Origin of the sequence: Aeromonas sp. S41-2 (assembly GCF_027705845.1) — a bacterium.
GTDB lineage: Bacteria > Pseudomonadota > Gammaproteobacteria > Enterobacterales > Aeromonadaceae > Aeromonas > Aeromonas hydrophila.
Map to the genome: position 1 here is coordinate 587,536 of NZ_JAPDCG010000001.1, position 17,138 is coordinate 604,673.

General features: G+C 63.9%; 17 protein-coding genes, 1 pseudogene and 1 riboswitch. Of the genes and pseudogenes, 7 read left to right on the forward strand and 11 right to left on the reverse strand.

Going from position 1 to position 17,138, the window contains the following annotated elements; translation table 11 throughout:
- Positions 1-26: 26 nt before the first annotated feature.
- A complete protein-coding gene (locus OKC44_RS02650; protein ID WP_168756122.1) occupies positions 27-884 on the reverse strand; it encodes a helix-turn-helix transcriptional regulator in 858 nt (285 codons plus the stop codon).
- Positions 885-1,004: 120 nt separating this feature from the next.
- On the opposite strand from OKC44_RS02650, the gene OKC44_RS02655 reads away from it, so the two are divergent.
- Both OKC44_RS02655 and OKC44_RS02660 read left to right on the forward strand, forming a co-directional pair.
- On the forward strand, positions 1,005-2,384 hold the full coding sequence (locus OKC44_RS02655; protein ID WP_139388629.1) for an MATE family efflux transporter: 1,380 nt from the start codon (positions 1,005-1,007) through the stop codon (positions 2,382-2,384).
- A gap of 152 nt (positions 2,385-2,536) precedes the next feature.
- Positions 2,537-2,785: a YciN family protein gene (locus tag OKC44_RS02660; RefSeq protein ID WP_005298586.1), complete on the forward strand. Its 249-nt coding sequence runs from the start codon at positions 2,537-2,539 to the stop codon at positions 2,783-2,785.
- 34 nt (positions 2,786-2,819) lie between these two features.
- Here OKC44_RS02660 and OKC44_RS02665 read toward each other — a convergent pair whose 3' ends face one another.
- Complete coding sequence (locus tag OKC44_RS02665; RefSeq protein WP_270810886.1) at positions 2,820-3,959, reverse strand: GGDEF domain-containing protein; 1,140 nt, start codon at positions 3,957-3,959, stop codon at positions 2,820-2,822.
- 244 nt (positions 3,960-4,203) lie between these two features.
- Here OKC44_RS02665 and OKC44_RS02670 point away from each other — a divergent pair, with 244 nt between their 5' ends.
- Positions 4,204-5,601: a nucleobase:cation symporter-2 family protein gene (locus OKC44_RS02670; RefSeq protein ID WP_270810888.1), complete on the forward strand. Its 1,398-nt coding sequence runs from the start codon at positions 4,204-4,206 to the stop codon at positions 5,599-5,601.
- A gap of 99 nt (positions 5,602-5,700) precedes the next feature.
- Positions 5,701-6,402, forward strand: a complete 702-nt coding sequence (locus tag OKC44_RS02675) for a lipoyl protein ligase domain-containing protein (protein WP_270810889.1) — start codon at positions 5,701-5,703, stop codon at positions 6,400-6,402.
- Positions 6,403-6,509: 107 nt separating this feature from the next.
- On the opposite strand, the gene OKC44_RS02680 is transcribed toward OKC44_RS02675, so the two are convergent.
- Positions 6,510-7,886 carry an alanine/glycine:cation symporter family protein gene (locus OKC44_RS02680; protein ID WP_011705185.1) on the reverse strand — a complete coding sequence of 459 codons (1,377 nt, stop codon included), beginning with the start codon at positions 7,884-7,886 and terminating at the stop codon, positions 6,510-6,512.
- A 249-nt stretch (positions 7,887-8,135) separates the two neighbouring features.
- Positions 8,136-8,246, reverse strand: a riboswitch (glycine riboswitch).
- A gap of 497 nt (positions 8,247-8,743) precedes the next feature.
- Between OKC44_RS02680 and OKC44_RS02685 the strand changes: the two genes are divergently transcribed.
- Positions 8,744-9,895, forward strand: a complete 1,152-nt coding sequence (locus OKC44_RS02685) for a type III PLP-dependent enzyme (RefSeq protein WP_011705184.1) — start codon at positions 8,744-8,746, stop codon at positions 9,893-9,895.
- A gap of 69 nt (positions 9,896-9,964) precedes the next feature.
- Here OKC44_RS02685 and OKC44_RS02690 read toward each other — a convergent pair whose 3' ends face one another.
- Together OKC44_RS02690 and OKC44_RS02695 are read right to left on the reverse strand one after the other, a co-directional pair.
- Complete coding sequence (locus tag OKC44_RS02690) at positions 9,965-10,933, reverse strand: calcium/sodium antiporter (protein ID WP_270810891.1); 969 nt, start codon at positions 10,931-10,933, stop codon at positions 9,965-9,967.
- Positions 10,934-11,057: 124 nt separating this feature from the next.
- A complete protein-coding gene (locus tag OKC44_RS02695) occupies positions 11,058-11,531 on the reverse strand; it encodes a peroxiredoxin (protein WP_270810893.1) in 474 nt (157 codons plus the stop codon).
- A gap of 126 nt (positions 11,532-11,657) precedes the next feature.
- Between OKC44_RS02695 and OKC44_RS02700 the strand changes: the two genes are divergently transcribed.
- Positions 11,658-12,584 (forward strand): phenylacetate--CoA ligase family protein, encoded by a 927-nt coding sequence (locus OKC44_RS02700; RefSeq protein ID WP_270810895.1) that lies wholly within the window; start codon positions 11,658-11,660, stop codon positions 12,582-12,584.
- 63 nt (positions 12,585-12,647) lie between these two features.
- Here the strand turns inward: OKC44_RS02700 and yfcD are convergent, their stop codons facing one another.
- Positions 12,648-13,151 carry an NUDIX hydrolase YfcD gene (yfcD, locus tag OKC44_RS02705; RefSeq protein ID WP_270810897.1) on the reverse strand — a complete coding sequence of 168 codons (504 nt, stop codon included), beginning with the start codon at positions 13,149-13,151 and terminating at the stop codon, positions 12,648-12,650.
- A gap of 188 nt (positions 13,152-13,339) precedes the next feature.
- On the opposite strand from yfcD, the gene OKC44_RS02710 reads away from it, so the two are divergent.
- On the forward strand, positions 13,340-13,555 hold the full coding sequence (locus OKC44_RS02710; protein WP_016349931.1) for a DUF1107 domain-containing protein: 216 nt from the start codon (positions 13,340-13,342) through the stop codon (positions 13,553-13,555).
- A gap of 56 nt (positions 13,556-13,611) precedes the next feature.
- On the opposite strand, the gene OKC44_RS02715 is transcribed toward OKC44_RS02710, so the two are convergent.
- The 5 genes and pseudogenes from OKC44_RS02715 to OKC44_RS02740 all read right to left on the reverse strand — a co-directional run.
- Complete coding sequence (locus tag OKC44_RS02715) at positions 13,612-13,938, reverse strand: DUF2845 domain-containing protein (protein WP_029303666.1); 327 nt, start codon at positions 13,936-13,938, stop codon at positions 13,612-13,614.
- Complete coding sequence (locus tag OKC44_RS02720) at positions 13,923-14,936, reverse strand: ABC transporter permease (RefSeq protein ID WP_270810899.1); 1,014 nt, start codon at positions 14,934-14,936, stop codon at positions 13,923-13,925. Before OKC44_RS02720 ends, OKC44_RS02715 begins: the two co-directional genes overlap by 16 nt.
- Before the next feature lie 73 nt (positions 14,937-15,009).
- Entirely contained in the window at positions 15,010-15,891 is an 882-nt protein-coding gene (locus tag OKC44_RS02725) for an ABC transporter ATP-binding protein (RefSeq protein WP_252376707.1), read from the reverse strand.
- Positions 15,892-16,020: 129 nt separating this feature from the next.
- Positions 16,021-16,632: an FKBP-type peptidyl-prolyl cis-trans isomerase gene (locus tag OKC44_RS02730; RefSeq protein WP_043124444.1), complete on the reverse strand. Its 612-nt coding sequence runs from the start codon at positions 16,630-16,632 to the stop codon at positions 16,021-16,023.
- 312 nt (positions 16,633-16,944) lie between these two features.
- Positions 16,945-17,138: pseudogene (locus OKC44_RS02740) on the reverse strand (hypothetical protein); the annotation flags it as partial.

Consider the following 17,138-nt stretch of genomic DNA (forward strand, 5'->3'; position numbering starts at 1 on the left):
GATCCTATGGGCTTGCGCCATTAATTTCAAAGAGTTTGCACATCCGTTGCAAAAGGTTTGCGACCCAGGCGACGAAAGGCGCCGGGGGTCAGACCAGTGAGCCGGCGAAAGCGGTTGGCAAAGTTGGCGCCGTCGCTGTAACCGACCCGGCCGGCCAGCTCGCCGAGGGGCCAGTTGGTGTAGAGCAGCAGCTGGCGCGCCTTGTTCATCCTGAGTTCGGTCACCTTCGCCATGGGCCCCATGCCGAACGCCTGCTGGCAGAGCCGATGCAGATGGGGCACCGAGCAGGCCATCTGATCGGCCAGCAACGCCACGCTCCATGGCTCGTCGAGGCGTGCCTCCACCCGCCGAAACAGCGCCTGCAGCCTGAGTTCCGGGGTGCCCCGCACCTCCCCCTGCAGGGTGCGTTCCAAGAGCGCCAGCAGCAGGCTGAGCAGTTGGGGCTGCAGCGGTGAACGCGTGCCCTCCCCCTGCATCAGGCTGAGCAGGTGATAGAGCTGCTCCCCCTCCTCCCCCTGCCAGATGCGGTGGCCGAGCCGGTGCAGGTGCTGCCAGCGCGGCACGTCATCCAGCAGGATCCAGCTGGTGCGCCACTTCCCCCCCACCAGCTTGAGACCACCGGGCACTGCCGCCGGCAAGAAGATGAGCGAACCGGCCGGGATGGGCTGCTCGCCGCCATCGGTGAGCAGGGCGCCCCCCTCGTCGTGACTCACCATCAGGATGTGGAACTCCGGCCGGTTGCGACGAATGAGGTAGTGATCGCGGATGCTCGAGAGCCCGGTCAGGAAGATGCCCGCCTCGCCGAGCAGCGGCAGCCCTTCGCGCCCCAGCATTCGCTCCTCGCAGGCCGGGGCGATTTCCAGACACTCGCTGACAAACGGCATAACACCTCAACAGGATAGTTTTACACAAGAAAGCCGAGAGAGGCTCACAGTGAAGCCGCCCGCCACTCCCCCTATCATACCCATGACGAACCTTGCTTTTTATCTACCCGGTTAACATAAATGAATTATTGGCAAGCGATTTTAAAACAAACCACCGATCGTGAGTTCATGACCCGATTGTGGCGGCTGGCCCTGCCGGTCTCGCTGCAATCCATGATGTTCTCCCTGCTCGGCCTCATCGACATCATGATGGTGAGCCAGCTTGGCACCACGGCTGTGGCGGCGGTCGGCTTGGGTAACCGGGTCTTCTTCTTCAATCTGCTGGTGATAGCGGGACTCTCGGGCGGGGTCTCGGTGTTGGCGGCACAATATTACGGTCGTGGCGAGATGGCCGGGGTGCGCCGCTCGCTGGCGCTGGCGTTGGTGGGCGCCCTGCTGGTGAGCCTGCCGTTTGCCCTCGTCTACGTGTTCTCACCGGGCAGCGTGCTCGGCTTTGCCAGCCAGGAGCCCGCGCTGCGCGAGCTGGCCGATCAGTTTCTGATGATCACCGGCGCCACCATCCTCTGCACCGCCGTGGTGGTGCCGCTGGAGTCGGCGCTGCGCTCGGTCGGCAATGCCGCCGCCCCCACCCGCATCGGCATCATCGCCATCATCGCCAACGTCATCCTCAACTACGCCCTCATCTTCGGCCATTTCGGTTTCGAGGCGATGGGGGTGGCCGGCTCGGCCTGGGGTACCACCCTTTCACGGCTGCTGCAAACGACCCTGCTGCTGCTCTACGTGAGACGCTATGAGGCGCGCCTGATCCCGCGAAAGGATGACTGGCTGGCCGCCTTCAAACGCAAGGAGGTGGTGCGCTTCACCCTGATCGCCCTGCCGCTCCTGTTCCACGACGGGCTCTGGGCCTTCGGCATGCTGCTCTACGGCTTTCTTTACGCGCACCTTGGCACCGACTCGCTGGCCATCATGACCACCCTCGGCACGCTGGAGAGCATCCTCATCTCCCTCTTCTTCGGGCTGGCGGTGGCCTGCTCCACCCTACTCGGCCACCGGCTCGGGGCGGAAGAGTACGAGGTTGCCTGGCAGCACTCCCAGCTCTTTCTGCTGCTCGCCCCCATTGGTGCCCTGCTGGTGGGGATCGCGGTCTGGCTGCTGCAGACCCACCTGCTGCAGTGGGTCGGCAACCTGCCGGGCGAGCTGATGACGGAGGCCGGCCAGGTGCTCGCCATCATGTGTCTGGGCATGCTGCTCAAGGTGTTCAACATGGTGGGCATCATAGGGGTGCTGCGCTCGGGCGGGGATGTGAACTACAGCATCTTCATCGACATCGTCGGCATGTGGTGCATCGGCCTGCCGCTCGCCTGGGGGGCGGTCAACCTGCTCGGCTGGCCCCTCTCCTGGGTGGTGGCGGTGGTGTTGCTGGAAGAGCTCAGCAAGGTGCTGCTGGTGCAGCGCCGTATTCGCCAGCGCCGCTGGCTCAGAAATCTGGTGCTGGGATAGAAGAGAAGAGAGCAAAGCGGGAAAATGCGGGGTCATATCAATGACAGAAAATCCCCGTTTGCAGTATGCTGGCCCCCTCTTCAATCAGAGGCAGGGCGCACCGCGTGCAGCGACATTATGCCCCTGCCCAGTAGTCGTTTAAGGAGACGAGCATGCAACCACAAAAAGAGCTGATCACCGAGACTGCCCTGCTGGAGATGGCCAACAAGATCATCAAGGAACACGAAGACTTCATCCACGGCATGCGTGCCGATTCGGTGGAGCAGAAGGGGGAGATCCTGGTGTTCAAGGGGGAGTTCTTCCTGGCCGAAGATGGCACCCCGACCGGCAAGACCATGGCGGTGTTCAACATGTTCAAGCTGCTGGCCCAGCAGCTCTCCGGCAAGTACCAGCTGGGCTGAGCCCGCTCAACCCCGCTCAAGCAAGATGCCGCCCTCAGGCGGCATCTGTCTGTATGGCGGCAGGCTGTGCCGGCTTGCCACCCAGCTCCCCCACCACGCAGTTGCGCCCGGCCATCTTGGCCATGTAGAGGCACTCGTCGGCCCGGTTGAGCAGATCCTCCACCCCCTCGCCGCGCAGGGCCAGAGTCAGGCCGATACTCACCGTCACCTCCAGCAGTTCGTCCGAGGTGGGGCTCTTCACCAGCCGCGCCTCCACCGCCACCCGCAGCCGTTCGGCCACCCGCTTGGCTTGGGCCAGCTCGGCGCAGTTGGGCAGCAGGATGGCAAACTCCTCGCCGCCGTAGCGGCCCAGCACCATGCCGGGCTCCAGCTGCTCCGCCAGGGTCGCTGCCACCTCCTTGAGCACCGCATCCCCCGCCAGATGGCCGAAGGTGTCGTTGATGCGCTTGAAGCGGTCCAGATCCAGCAGCAGCACAGCAAACGGCGCCTGCTTGCGGATCATGCTCATCCTCGCCTTCTCCAGCTGTTTCATCAGCAGGCGGCGGTTCATCATGCCGGTCAGCTCGTCGGTGGTGGACTCCCGGTAGAGCTGCAGCAACATGTTGAGCTGGCCACACTGCACCCAGCTGCTGGCCAGGACAAACAGCCCCAGCAGCCAGATCTGGTTAAGAGTCTGCACGCTCCAGAGCGGCTGCCCCACCAGCAGCCAGTTGCCGGCCAGCATGGTGACCAGAATGCCCCCCGCCAGCTGCAGGCCGAGGGAGAGCGGAATGGGGAAGATGGCGAACAGGCTGATGAGCAAGTAGGGGAAGGCCATGTAGCCCGCCTGCAGCTCCTGATCCGCGCCGAAGCTGTGCAGGCAGATGAGGGAGAAGAGCATCATCACCGCCATCAGGTAACCGAGCGCCAGCTTCATGCGTTCGCGTCTGAAGTGGATGAGGTAGGAGAAGGGGATGAGCGGGGAGAGAGCGAGCAGGCAGAAGATCCGGGCCTGAAACAGTTCATCGAACTGGGCGGAGGGCAAGGTCAGCCAGTCCACCACCGCCCAGGCGGGCAGGCCCACCATCAACAGACAGGTGAGCAGCCGAAGACGCACCGTCATAAAGCCCATGCGGGTCAGGGTAAAATCTTCGGAGTGGGCACGGGCACTCCAGAACTCCGACAGCTTCAGCATCCAGAGCCTCCAAATCGCAACAGAGGGCTCATTCTACGCCGTGCGGCGGCAAAATCCTATGCAACCGGCCCCATTTCCGGGCGAGCGCCGTCACACAAACCGGCGGATCATAATCGCCACGCGCAAACGTTTCAACCCATCAAAAAATAAACCCGTTGCAACCCGAATTAGCGCTGGTCAGCCCGCTCTCAATCACTAAAATAGCGCCCAATTTTTCCCCCTCCCCCACACATTCGAGGTACATATGGAACAGGCAGTAGTCACACGCGCCAATCGAGAGGCCCATCCACCCAGGCGAGCCCATAGCGAACTGGTCTATGGCATAGAGGATGTCCCGCCTCTGCCCCAGACCCTGTTCGCCGCCCTGCAGCATATGCTCGCCATGTTTGTCGCCATCATCACTCCTCCTCTCATCATCGCCAATGCCATCGGCCTCCCTGCCGCCGACACTCGTTATATCGTCTCCATGTCGCTGGTCATGTCCGGCATCGCCTCCTTCATCCAGACCCGCCGTTTCGGTCCCATCGGTTCCGGCCTGCTCTCGGTACAAGGCACCAGCTTCAACTTCCTCGGCCCCATCATCGCCTCCGGTCTCGCCCTCAAGCAGGCAGCCATGCCCACCGACGATCTGCTGGGCACCCTGTTCGGCACCATGCTGGCGGCCGCCCTCACTATCGTGGTGATGAGCCGCTTCCTCCATCTGGTGAAACGGATCATCACCCCGCTGGTGACCGGCATCGTCGTGCTGCTCATCGGCCTGACCCTCATCAAGGTGGGCCTCATCAGCATGGGGGGTGGCTACGGCGCCCTGGCCGACGGCAGCTTCGCCAGCCACACCAACCTCTTCCTCTCCCTGCTGGTACTCGGCCTTATCGTGTTGCTGCAGCGTAGCCGCAACCCCTGGTTGCGCCTCTCCGCCATCATGATCGCCATGCTGGTGGGCTATGCGGTGGCGCTGCTGCTGGGCAAGGTCAACGCCCCCACCTTCGACGGCCCGCTGCTAATGGTGCCGATCCCGCTCCACTACGGGCTCGGCTTTGACTGGCAGCTGTTCGTGCCGCTCGCCATCATCTTCGTGGTGACGGCGCTCGAGGCCATCGGCGACATGACCGCCACCTCCGACATCTCCGGCGAGCCGCTGGAAGGACCTGTCTACATGGAACGGATCAAGGGCGGCGTGCTGGCCGATGGCGCCAACTCCATGCTGGCGGCGGTCTTCTCCACCTTCCCCATGTCCACCTTCGCCCAGAACAACGGCGTCATCCAGCTGACCGGGGTGGCCAGCCGTCACGTCGGCCTGTTCATCGCCGCCATGCTGGCGCTGCTCGGCCTGTTCCCGGCGGTGGCCAGCCTGGTGCAACAGATCCCCGAACCCGTGCTGGGGGGCGCCACCATCGTCATGTTCGGCACCATCGCCGCCGCCGGCGTGCGCATCATCTCCCGCGAGGAGCTCGACCGCCGCGCCCTGATGATCCTGGCGGTGTCGCTGGCCATGGGGCTCGGGGTGGCGCAGGTGCCAGAAGTGCTGCAGCACCTGCCGGATCTGGCCAAGAGCGTGCTCTCCTACGGCGTCGCCACCGGCGGCCTCACCGCCATCATCATGAACCTGCTGCTGCCCAAGCGCACCGCCGCACAGGCCTGACATTCCGCCATCCTTGCACCAAAGCCCCGCCATGCGGGGCTTTACCTCCTTCGCTGCCACGGGTAGTGTGCTGGGCAGCCTCTGTTCAGGATGCCTTTCATGCCCTATACCCTGCTTCCCCCCCTGCCCAGCAGCCACACCCCGGATCAGATCCTGGCCGAGGAGCAGCGCTGGCTGCGAGAATGCGCCCATGACCGCCAGCCCCGCGCCCACCTCTGGCAGGCGCCCCAATGCCTCATCGTCACCCGCAAGGACACCCGTTTGCCCCGCTACCAGGCTGCCTGCGAGCAGCTGGCCGCCGAGGGCTGGCCCGTGCATGTGCGCGACAGCGGCGGCACTGCCGTGCCCCACGGGGCCGGCATCCTCAATCTGTCGCTCATGCTGCCTCGCACCACCACGGATCTGGCTCACTACTACCGGCTGCTGGGGGCGCCGCTGCTCGTGCTGCTCGGGGAGTACGGTCTCGCGGGCAGCTATGACTTCGTGCCCGGCTCGTTTTGCGATGGCCAGTACAATCTGGTGATCGGGGGTCGCAAGGTGACCGGCACAGCCCAGCGCTGGCTGGCACCGGGCCAGGATCACCACGGCGCCGTGCTGGCCCAGGCCATGCTGCTGGTGGCCGGCAATGTGGACGAAGGTACCCGGATGGCGAGCCGCTTCTACGAGCTGGCGGGCGGCGAGCTGCGCTTTCTCCCGGGTACCTCCACCACCATCGCGCAAGCCATAAACTGGCAGGGGAGCGAGGGCGAACTGGTGGAGAGGGTGCGAACCCGGCTCACCGCGCTGCTGACCCAGGAGTGAGCCCAGCGCCCTGCTGCCGGGCACCCAACCGGCCCCCTCATCAAAAACGCCCATAAAAAAAGCCACGACCCGGGTCGTGGCTTTCGTTTGGATGGATAGTCGCGGCATCAGGCTGTCTGCGGCTCGGGCTCGGACTCCGTATCCCGGTCCCGGCTGAAGTAGGCGCGGGTCTCGGCAATCACCACGTGGCGCAGGCCGATAAGGCCGATGAGGTTGGGCACCGCCATCAGGCCGTTGACGATGTCGGCCAGCAGCCAGATCAGGTCCAGATGCAGGAAGGCACCGCTCGCCACCAGCACCAGATAGATGAGGCGGTAAGGTTTGATCGCCTTCACCCCGAACAGGTACTCGGTGCAGCGCTCACCGTAGTAGTTCCAGCCAAGGATGGTGGTAAAGGCGAAGAACAACAGGCCGATGCTCACCAGATACTGGCCGACATGGGCATCGAGCCCCTGGGCAAAGGCCAGACTGGTCATGGCCGCACCGCTCACATCGCCGCTCCACACCCCGGTCACCACCAGGGTCAGGCCGGTCATGGTGCAGATGATGATGGTGTCGATGAAGGTGCCAGTCATGGAGACCAGCCCCTGCTCCACGCACGAATCGGTCTTGGCCGCCGCCGCCGCGATGGGCGCCGACCCCAGCCCCGACTCGTTGGAGAAGACCCCGCGCGCCACCCCGGACTGGATCGCCAGCATGATGCCGGCACCGACGAAGCCGCCGGTGGCCGCATGGCCGGTGAAGGCACTCCCGATCACCAGGGCGATCGCCTCCGGCAGGGCGGCGGCATTGTTCACCAGCACGCCCAGACAGGCGACGATGTAGAAGATGGCCATGAAGGGCACCACCTTGCTCGACACGCTGGAGATGGACTGAATACCCCCCAGGGTCACCAGCGCCACGATCAGGGTCAGCACCACGGCGGTCACTTCACGGGGTACCGAGAAGGAGAGGCTCATGGCGTCACTGATGGCGTTGACCTGCGGGAAGGTGCCGATGCCGAAGAAGGCGACGCCGATGCCAAACAGGGCAAACAGCTTGGCCAGCGGCCTGGAGCCGAGCCCCTTCTCCAGATAGTACATGGGGCCTCCGGCCATCTGACCGTTGGCGTCCTGCTGGCGATATTTCACCGCCAGCAGGCACTCGGCGTACTTGGTGGCCATGCCGAACAGGGCTGCCATCCACATCCAGAACAGGGCACCTGGGCCGCCGAGCTTGATGGCGGTGGCCACACCAACGATGTTGCCGGTACCGATGGTGGCCGAGAGGGCGGTGCAAAGCGCGCCGAAGCTGGAGACATCCCCCTGCTTGCCCTGACCCTGATCGCGGCCAAAAACCAGCCGCAGGGCGAGCGGCAAGCGCACCACCTGAAGCAGACCCAGACGCAGGGTAAGGTAGATACCGGTCCCGACCAGCAGGATCAGCAGGGGTGGACCCCAGATAAAGCTATCGATGGCGGCGAGCGCCGATTGAATTGATGACATGCATCCTCCTTAAGAAATAGAAATTAAGGAGGAGAAGGATGATCTTCCCATAGGTGTCGCGATCCCCAGAGGCGATCGGATGCAGGCCAAGAACGTGTTCACACTCTTACTGCGAGGCCGTGATCAAGGCTCATGCGCTGCTCGGAAGCCTCATGTATTTACATACACTCCGGTTCCTGCGCTGCTCTTTACCTTGCTGACGACCTCTCGTTACAGATCGTGAACAGTTCCAAGCCCAGGTACAACCATCCCATCCCCTCTGTCCTTTTGCCTGAGAGTTTCCGGCGCCAGATTGCGATGCAATCACGGTGCCTTGCTCCTTCGGCGCCCGATTCAACGGGTCTCTCCAGAGTATCGTCCAGTAGCAGTCCACACCGGTTGCCCGGTACCTGAAAGATTCACTTCTTCGGTGGATGGTTGCCCATCGCTCTCCTGCTACCTTCATCCGAACTAGTTTGGATTAGGAAGCGCGCATGGTAATCCAAAAAGTGTGAGCTGTCTCCCACTCGGCCACCCTGGCCGCCGTTTTTTTTCGCACCGAACCATCTGTTATTTGTTCGTTAACTATCAATAAGTTATTCCCACTTGCTACAGATGGCCCAGCTTCACTAGCCGATACGGCCGCCATATCAAGATGATATTTCGTCTCGACCAGAAAAACTTGCCGACATATCCAATCAAAAGGGTTGCACACAAACGCAATAAGCCGATAATCCCGCGCATAACTAAGCACTTTGCAATGGAGTTATGCAATGTGCCTGGTTGGTCCCTCCGGACCGCTCGCCTGAGCCGGCCGTCGCCGGTTCAACCCCATATGGCTTGGGCATATCACGCCCCCTAAGGATGACCAAAAGAGAATGAACGAGACCCTGGTAGCACAAGATTACCGTCAGCTGGTTGAACAGTTCGGCTCCCCCCTGCTGCTGCTCGACAAGGCAGCCGTCCGCAAACAGTATCGGGCCCTGGCAGCCGCCCTGCCCGATGTACGATTGCACTATGCACTCAAGCCCCTGCCCCACGAGGCAGTGGTCTCTGTCTTGAAGGAAGAGGGGGCCTGTTTCGATCTGGCCACCAATGGCGAAGTGGATCTGGTGCGCAGTCAGGGTGTCCGCCCGGGACGCTGCATTCATACCCATCCCATCAAGCGCGACAGCGACATCCGCTATGCGCTGGAGTACGGTTGCACCGTGTTTGTCTACGACAACCCGCTGGAGCTGGAGAAGTTCATCCCCTACAAGGATGAAGTGAAACTGCTGCTGCGAGTCAGCTTCCCCAACCCCGAAACCAAAGTCGACCTTTCCAAGAAGTTCGGCTGCACCCCGGAACAGGCGCTGCCGCTGCTGCAGCTGGCCCACGCCAAGGGGATCAAGGTGATGGGGCTGTCGTTCCACGTCGGCTCCCAGGTGCCCCACGCTCGCCGCCACGTGCAGGCCATCGACGCCTGCCGCGAGATCATGGAGCAGGCCTGGGAGCTTGGTCTCAAGCCCTGGGTACTGGATATCGGCGGTGGCTTCCCGGTGGATTATGAGGGTGGCGAGTTCGACATCGACGGCTTCTGCGCGCCGATCCGCGAGGCGCTGGCCAAGCTGCCAGCCACGGTGCAGAAGATTGCCGAGCCGGGCCGCTTCATCAGCGCGCCGGCCATGACCTCGGTTTCCAGCGTGATGGGCAAGGCCCATCGCGGCGACAAGATCTGGTACTACCTGGATGACGGTCTCTACGGCAGCTACAACGGCCAGCTCTACGATCACGTCACCTACCCGGTGAGCACCCCGCTGGCTCGCGGCGAGCTGCACAACTCGGTGCTCTCAGGCCCCACCTGCGACAGCGTGGACGTGATCCGTGACGGCATCATGCTGCCGGATCTGGCCATCGGCGAGCTGGTGGTAGGCCGGGTGATGGGGGCCTACACCTGGGCCTCGGCCTCCACATTCAACTTCTTCCCCAAGGCGAGCATCCTGATTCTGGACAGCAGCCAAAAAGGACAGAAGCTGGTGGCAGTCGCTTAAGCGCCATCGACAGAATGCAAAGAGGGGAAGCCGCGGCTTCCCCTCTTTCGTTTCATCCAGCCCACACGGTTAGATGAACTGGCTGGCCAGCAACCAGCCGGTGTAGCCGACGAAGCAGGCGAGCAGCAGGCCCCCCTCCAGCCGGTTGATCCGCCCCTGCCCCTTGCGGCCCAGGCACATCACCAGCAGCAACAGGGTCAGCCCCATCATCACGCTCCAGTCGCGGGAGAGCACTTCCGGTGCCACGTCGAGCGGGTGGATCCCCGCCGCGATCCCCACCACCGCCAGGGTGTTGAACAGGTTGGAGCCGAGCACGTTGCCAAGGGCCAGATCGTGCTCGTTCTTGCGAATGGCGATAAGCGAAGAGGCGAGCTCCGGCAGCGAGGTGCCGACGGCGACGATGGTGAGGCCAATCACCAGATCGCTGATGCCGAGCGCCTGGGCGATGGTCACCGCCCCCCACACCAGCAGGCGGGAGGCCGCAATCAGCAGCACCAGCCCGACGATGAGCCAGCCGATGGCCGCCTTGAGAGACATCCCCTCGCTGTCGATGCTCTCCTCGGTTTCCGCATCCAGCGCATCCCCCTTGCCGCGCATGCCGGCCCGGATCGACCAGCCCATCAGGCCGACGAACACCACGCCGAGGATGACGGCGTCCGTGCGGTCCAGATGACCGTCCAGCAGCAGGGCGCCGGAGAGCAGGGTGATGCCGAGCAGGATGGGGATCTCCTTGCGCACCACATGAGAGGCCACCGCGATGGGGCTGATCAGGGCGGTCAGCCCCAGGATCAGGGCGATATTGGTGATGTTGGAGCCATAGGCGTTGCCGAGCGCGAGGCCGGGGTTGCCCTGGGAGGCCGCCAGCGCGGAGACCACCATCTCGGGGGCCGAGGTGCCAAAGCCGATGATCACCATGCCGATCAGCAGCGGTGGCATGCCGGCGTAACGGGCGGTGGCGGCGGCGCCATCGACAAACTTGTCCGCACTCCAGACCAGCAGCGCCAGTCCGGCAATCAGGGCAACAAAAGCCAGGGTCATAACATCTCCATTCCATCGCCAGCAAACGCAAGAGCCAGGCGATGGCCCGGCTCTTTGCAGAAGTGGGCCCAGTGTAACGGGCCGACTTTCCATTTCAAGAAGAAATCAAACGCCGATTGATATTTTACAGCGCCGCCAGCAGGCTCTGGGCATCCGACACCTCGAACTTGCCGGGCGCCTCCACGAACAGCTGCTCAACCACGCCATCGTTGGCGATGAGGGCAAAGCGCTGGGCACGCACGCCACCAAAGGCCCCGGTCTCCTTGGCCAGACCCAGTGCCCGGGTCCAGCTGCCGTCGCCATCGGCCAGCATGGTGATGGCCTCGGCGTTCTGGGCATCCTGCCATGCCTTCATCACGAAGGCGTCGTTGACCGACAGACAGCAGATGGCATCGACCCCCCTCTCCTTGAACTTGTCCGCCAGCACCACATAGCCGGGCAGGTGGGCGTTGGAACAGGTGGGGGTAAAGGCACCGGGCACCGCAAACAGCACCACCCGCTTGCCGCCAAACAGGCTTTGGCTATCCCGCTGCTGCTTGCCCTCGGCGGTGATGAAGGTGAATTCGCCCGCAGGCAGGGCTTGGCCAATCGCTATCATGATCTCTCGTCCTCAACTGGATGGCAGGGGCTCCAGTCTACCCCACTCCCGCCATGTGACACAGACCCCAATCCCGTTCGCCTTTTGGACTAACCTTGAGCAGGATCAGCCGACCAAGGAGGCCTCATGCAGCACTATTACGATGGACTGGAAATTCGCCCCTCCGCCTTGCGAGAGCAGCAACAACTGGATCAACTCAATCACCTGCTTACCCATGTCGGCCAGTATTGCGCCGGTTATTCCAGTGCCTACCGCCAGCGTCGCCTGCAGGATCTGGGCGAGCTGACCAGCCTGCCCCTGCTCAACGCCAGCGAACTGTTCGCCGCCCAGCAGGCTCACCCGCCCTTTGCCGGCCTCACCGGCCGCCCCGCCAGCCAGGCGCTGCGGGTCTTCGCCTGTCCGGGCCAGCTGGCCATTCCCGAGTACGCCGGCGCCGACTGGTGGGGGGCGGCCCGCGCCCTGTTCGCCGCCGGTTTCAAGGCCGGGGAGGTATTGCTCAACGGTCACGACTACCACATCAGCCCCACCGCCTTCATTTTCGACAACGGCGCCCGCCAGCTGGGTGCGCCCGTGGTGCCCTGCGGCCCCCACGATACCGGGCGCCAGCTGGAGGCACTGCAGCGCTATGAGCCGACCGGGTTCGTCGGGCCGCTGGCGGTGCTGCTGGATCTGCTGGAGGCGGCAGAGCGAGCCGAAGTACCGAGCGACAGCCTGCGCTGCGCCCTGCTGTGCGAATCTTCCCACCCCGATACCCGGCCGCTGCAGGCGGTGCACGGCATCCGGGCGCTCAACTGCCTGCTGCTGCAGGATGCGGGGGTGATCGCCTATGAGAGCCAGCCCGGCCAAGGCTTCATCGTCAACGAAAGCTGCCTCGTCGAGATCATCGATCTGGCCAGTGGCGAGCCGGTCATTGGCGATGGCGTCGGTCAGCTGGTGGCGACCCGGCTCGATCTGGAATACCCGCTGCTGCGTCTGGTCACCGAGTGGCAGGGCCACTGGCTCGCCGGTGCCAGTCCGTGCGGGCGCACCAACCGCCGACTCAGGCTGGTCTAACATCCCCCGCCCCGAAACAAAACGGGCAGCCAGTGGCTGCCCGTTTTGCATGCTGGGTGCGCGTCAGCGCCGCGCCTGCCAGGTGGCGATGGCGAGCAGGGAGTCGGGGGTAAATTCGGCGGCCCGCGCGGCGATCTCCGTCTGGCTCATCCAGCACACCTCGCTCACCTCTTCGGCCTGCAGTTGCAACGGCCCCTGATAGCGGCAGCTGAAGAGACCGCCCCAGACCCGATACCCCTCCCCTTCGGCATAGAAGTCACCGAAAGCCTGCAGCGGCACATCGCGGATCCCCAGCTCCTCGGCCAGTTCGCGGCGGGCGGAGGGCTCCATCAGCTCGCCCGTGGTGACCACGCCACCGGCGCAGGCATCCAGCATGCCGGGGCAGAAGTCCTTGCTGAGGGTGCGACGCTGCACCAGGATGCGGTCAGCCTCGTCGAGCACCAGGATATAGCTGGCACGGTGGCAGAGGTTCTCCCGCCGCACCTTGGCACGCTCGGCAACCCCGACCACCTGATTGTTTCCATCCACCACATCCACCCATTCCACACGCAGACCCTTCTTGTTCATGGCGTTAAACTGCCCGCAGTATATCGGGGTAACGGCTTGTCATGGCAGCCTTTTTTCACTCCCGCCTCACACGGACGGCCAATGCGGGCGGAGGACAAACCGGATTCATACAAACCTCCATAAACTGTCACATCCGTGTCACCTGGCAAGGCCATAGTGTGCCCTGTCCACGCAACAGGTGTTTTGTGATGAAGGTGTTCAAGAACTTGTCTCCCCGCCAGATTGCCCGCTACATCAAGAGCTTCCATCACGGCAGCTTCATGGTGGAGGCCCACGGGCGGTTCGAGTTCAGCGGCGGCGAGATCAATCTGGAGAGCCTGACCTGCCGTCAGACCCTGAGTCTGGCCCGGCAGATCAATCTGGAGGTTCGCGGCCTGCGTCACACCACCCTGCTGTTGGGGTAACTTCCATAGTCCTTTCTGTTTTGTAGTCTGCGTCCATGCACGTCTTTGCCCGCCGGCTACTCGCCGCGCGGGCCGTTTTCGATGTCGGTGATCACCCCGTTGCGCACGGTGACGAAGCGCATGAACTCGTTCTTGCCGAAGTTGTAGGTCCAGCGCTCCCCATACTTCACCTGCATCAGGTTGCCAAACTGGTTCTCCTCGTTGCGGGTCAGCTCCTCGCGCAGCATGGGTTCGCCGCACTTGAGCAGCATCTCGGCGGTGCTGTCCCCTTCGGTGATCAGCGCATTCTTGCAGCGCATGGCGCCGGCACTGGCCGGCAGACTCAACAGCAGGGCCAGCAGGGCCCCGCCAACCAGCGGTAGTGACTTCATCGGTGACTCCATTTGAACAGGGCACTGCCCAGGGTGATGCAGCAGAGCGTAAACAGCAGGACCCAGCCCAGTGGCGCCACCACCTCGGCCCAGCCTGCCCCTTCCAGCATGACGGCGCGGGCCGCCGCGATGATCTGGCTGAGCGGCAGCCAGGCCGCCAGCTGCTGCAGCCAGGCGGGGGCCCCTTCCAGCGAGAACCAGACACCGGAGAGAAACATCATCGGCATGCTGATGACGTTGAGCAGCCCGCTCGCCAGCTCCTCGTTCTGGATGCGGGCCGCCACCAGCAGGCCGAGGGATGCCATGGACGCCCCGCCCAGCAGGGCGATCAACAGCAGCAGCCAGCCCGAACCCAACAGCGGCACCCCGAGCAGGCTGTAGGCCACCAGAAACACCAGCAGGCTCACCACCAGGGTGATCAGGATGCGCGACAGCAGCTGGGCGCAGAGAAACTCGGCAGCCGAGAGCGGGGTGGCCCGCAGCCGCTTGAGCACCCCGTTCTTGCGGTAGCGGACGATGACGAAGCCCACCCCGAACAGGCCGGAGAACATCAGGTTCATGCCGATCACCCCGGGCAGCAGCCAGTCACCGTAGCGAATGGCGCGCCCGCTCAGGGTCTCCCGCACCAGCTGCGCCGGCACGGCCTGGCGCAACAGATACTCGGCCATGGCTCCCTGGGGGGCGTCCGGGTTGATCCAGTAACGGCCCGTGCCGGGCGAGAGCAGCAGATCCAGCTGATGGTGGCGCACCTTGAGCCGGCCCTTCTCCTCCTCGTCATAGGGGATGATCTTGAGCAGCGGCACGACGCGCAGCGGAGCATAGGCTGCAGGCAGCTCCCCCACCACCCCCATCTGCACCAGCGGCTTGGGCGGGCCGGAGAAGATGAGGGTGAACCCCAGCACCAGCAGCAGCGGAAAGGCCAGGTTCCAGATCAGCGCGGCCCGATCCCGCACGAATTCCAGGTTGCGGGCATAGAAGAGCGCCCCGATGCGCTTGAAGGATCCCGTCATCTGGTGCTCCTTGGGCTGGCAGGCTGGGACGACATGCCGGCAGGCGTCGTTGTGAGGCACCGCAGGGCCGCGTTCATGCGCCGCTCCGCAGGCTGTGACCAGTCAGGTGGAGGAAGAGATCCTCCAGATTGGGGGAGCGCACCTGCATGCCGGTCAGCGGCACGCCGAGCGCAAGCAGCGCAGGCAGCAACGCGGCCACGTCGGGGCAGCTCAGCTCCACCTGCTCGCCCAGCGGGCGCAGGGGATAACCGAGACTGGCGAGGGCCGGGTGAGCCGCCAGGCGCACCAGCACGCCGTCAAAATGCTGGGCCAACAGGGCGACCGGGGTGTCCAGGCTGAGCAGATGGCCGTGATCGACGATGGCAATTTGATCGCACAGCTGCTGCGCCTCGTCCATGTAGTGGGTGGTGAGCACCACCGTCTTGCCCTGCGCCTTGATCGCCTCGATGCGCTGCCAGAAGTGGTGGCGGGCCTGAGGATCGAGCCCCGTGGTGGGCTCGTCCAGAAACAAAAGCTCGGGGTCGCCGAGCAGCGCCAACGCCAGCAGCAGCCGTTGCCGCTGACCGCCGGAGAGCTTGCGACTGTCCCTATCGATGAATTCTCCCAGCGCACACAGCTCGATGAGCTGAGCCTGGGGCAAGGGGGCCGGGTAGAGGCTGGCAAACAGTCGCAGGGTATCGCGCACCGTCAGGAAATCCTGCAGCGCCGTGTGCTGGAACTGGATGCCGATGCGGGAGCGGTAGTCGGGGCCGCGGGGGGCACCGTGGAACAGGATCTGGCCGCTGTCCGGGGTGAGGATCCCCTCCAGCAGTTCGATGGTGGTGGTCTTGCCCGCCCCGTTCGGGCCGAGCAGGCCGAAACAGCTGCCGGCGGGAATGGCAAAGCTGAGCCCATCCACCGCCTTGACGCCGGGGAAGTGCTTGACGAGATCGACGACTTCAATGATGGCAGCCATGGGCGCTCTCCCAGCAGGAGCCATGACTATATCCAAAAGCGCAGGCGCTGCCCATGCCCCGCCGTGCGCGGCGCAAAAAAACAGACGGCGACCCGAGGGTCGCCGTCTGTATCAATCAAGCCAGCCGGATCACAGGATGTCCAGCAGCTCCACTTCGAATACCAGCGCGGAGTACGGCGGGATGGAACCGGCACCGCGTGCGCCGTAGGCCAGATCCTGCGGAATGTAGAGCTTCCACTTGGAGCCAACCGGCATCAGTTGCAGCGCTTCTACCCAACCGGCGATCACGCCAGTGACCGGGAATTCGGCCGGCTGGCCGCGGGCGACGGAGCTGTCGAACACGCCACCGTGGGTGAAAGTACCGTGGTAGTGCACGCGCACGGACTGACCGGCTACCGGTACGGCACCGTTGCCTTCCACCAGCACTTCGTACTGCAGACCGGACTCGGTGGTCTTCACTTCGGCGCGCTTGGCGTTGTCGGCCAGGAAGGCTTCGCCGTCGGCGGCGGCAGCCTTGGCGACGGCTTCCTGCTCTTCCTGCATGCGGGCGGTGATGACCTGGAAGGCATCGTTGATATCGTCACGGCTGACCGCGAACTCCAGACCATTCAGGGCATCTGCCAGACCTTGCTGCAGGGCCGGGATATCCAGACCGGCGAAGGCTTGCTGCGCCAGTTGATCACCCATGTTGCGGCCGATGCCATAGCTGGCCTTCTGTTCGATAGAGTCGTATTGGGACATTGAGAAGTTGCTCCGGGTCCTGAGGGTAAAAGAGACGGGATAATATCAGACTTTTGCGCCGGGTGCTGCCAGCCTGGCGCCTGATTTCCCCCACCGTGGGAGAGAGTTCACACTAGCTGGCAGAGGGGCGTCGACATGCGGCGCCCTTCTGTTTCGTAGGCTTATCTCCTTCGCCGAGCCTGCATCAAGCCCTGTCCAGCAGAGCCCGTACCGCTGCGACTTTGGCGCCGTCGGTGATATTGACCCGACCATCGTCCGAGGTGCCCATGTTGACGCCCCATGACGAGACACCATGCCGCCGCGCGGCCTGTATCAGGCCCTGTCCAGCAGAGCCCGCACCGCTGCGACTTTGGCGCCGTCGGTGATATTGACCCGGCCGTCGTCCGAGGTGCCCATGTTGACGTCCCATGACGAGACACCATGTCGCCGCGCGGCCTGTATCAGGCCCTGTCCAGCAGAGCCCGCACCGCTGCGACTTTGGCGCCGTCGGTGATATTGACCCGGCC

Coding starts and splice junctions, on each gene's coding strand:
- OKC44_RS02650 (WP_168756122.1), bottom strand. CDS start 884: ATGCCGTTTGTCAGCGAGTGTCTGGAAATCGCCCCGGCCTGCGAGGAG.
- OKC44_RS02655 (WP_139388629.1), top strand. CDS start 1,005: ATGAATTATTGGCAAGCGATTTTAAAACAAACCACCGATCGTGAGTTC.
- OKC44_RS02660 (WP_005298586.1), top strand. CDS start 2,537: ATGCAACCACAAAAAGAGCTGATCACCGAGACTGCCCTGCTGGAGATG.
- OKC44_RS02665 (WP_270810886.1), bottom strand. CDS start 3,959: ATGCTGAAGCTGTCGGAGTTCTGGAGTGCCCGTGCCCACTCCGAAGAT.
- OKC44_RS02670 (WP_270810888.1), top strand. CDS start 4,204: ATGGAACAGGCAGTAGTCACACGCGCCAATCGAGAGGCCCATCCACCC.
- OKC44_RS02675 (WP_270810889.1), top strand. CDS start 5,701: ATGCCCTATACCCTGCTTCCCCCCCTGCCCAGCAGCCACACCCCGGAT.
- OKC44_RS02680 (WP_011705185.1), bottom strand. CDS start 7,886: ATGTCATCAATTCAATCGGCGCTCGCCGCCATCGATAGCTTTATCTGG.
- OKC44_RS02685 (WP_011705184.1), top strand. CDS start 8,744: ATGAACGAGACCCTGGTAGCACAAGATTACCGTCAGCTGGTTGAACAG.
- OKC44_RS02690 (WP_270810891.1), bottom strand. CDS start 10,933: ATGACCCTGGCTTTTGTTGCCCTGATTGCCGGACTGGCGCTGCTGGTC.
- OKC44_RS02695 (WP_270810893.1), bottom strand. CDS start 11,531: ATGATAGCGATTGGCCAAGCCCTGCCTGCGGGCGAATTCACCTTCATC.
- OKC44_RS02700 (WP_270810895.1), top strand. CDS start 11,658: ATGCAGCACTATTACGATGGACTGGAAATTCGCCCCTCCGCCTTGCGA.
- yfcD (WP_270810897.1), bottom strand. CDS start 13,151: ATGAACAAGAAGGGTCTGCGTGTGGAATGGGTGGATGTGGTGGATGGA.
- OKC44_RS02710 (WP_016349931.1), top strand. CDS start 13,340: ATGAAGGTGTTCAAGAACTTGTCTCCCCGCCAGATTGCCCGCTACATC.
- OKC44_RS02715 (WP_029303666.1), bottom strand. CDS start 13,938: ATGGAGTCACCGATGAAGTCACTACCGCTGGTTGGCGGGGCCCTGCTG.
- OKC44_RS02720 (WP_270810899.1), bottom strand. CDS start 14,936: ATGACGGGATCCTTCAAGCGCATCGGGGCGCTCTTCTATGCCCGCAAC.
- OKC44_RS02725 (WP_252376707.1), bottom strand. CDS start 15,891: ATGGCTGCCATCATTGAAGTCGTCGATCTCGTCAAGCACTTCCCCGGC.
- OKC44_RS02730 (WP_043124444.1), bottom strand. CDS start 16,632: ATGTCCCAATACGACTCTATCGAACAGAAGGCCAGCTATGGCATCGGC.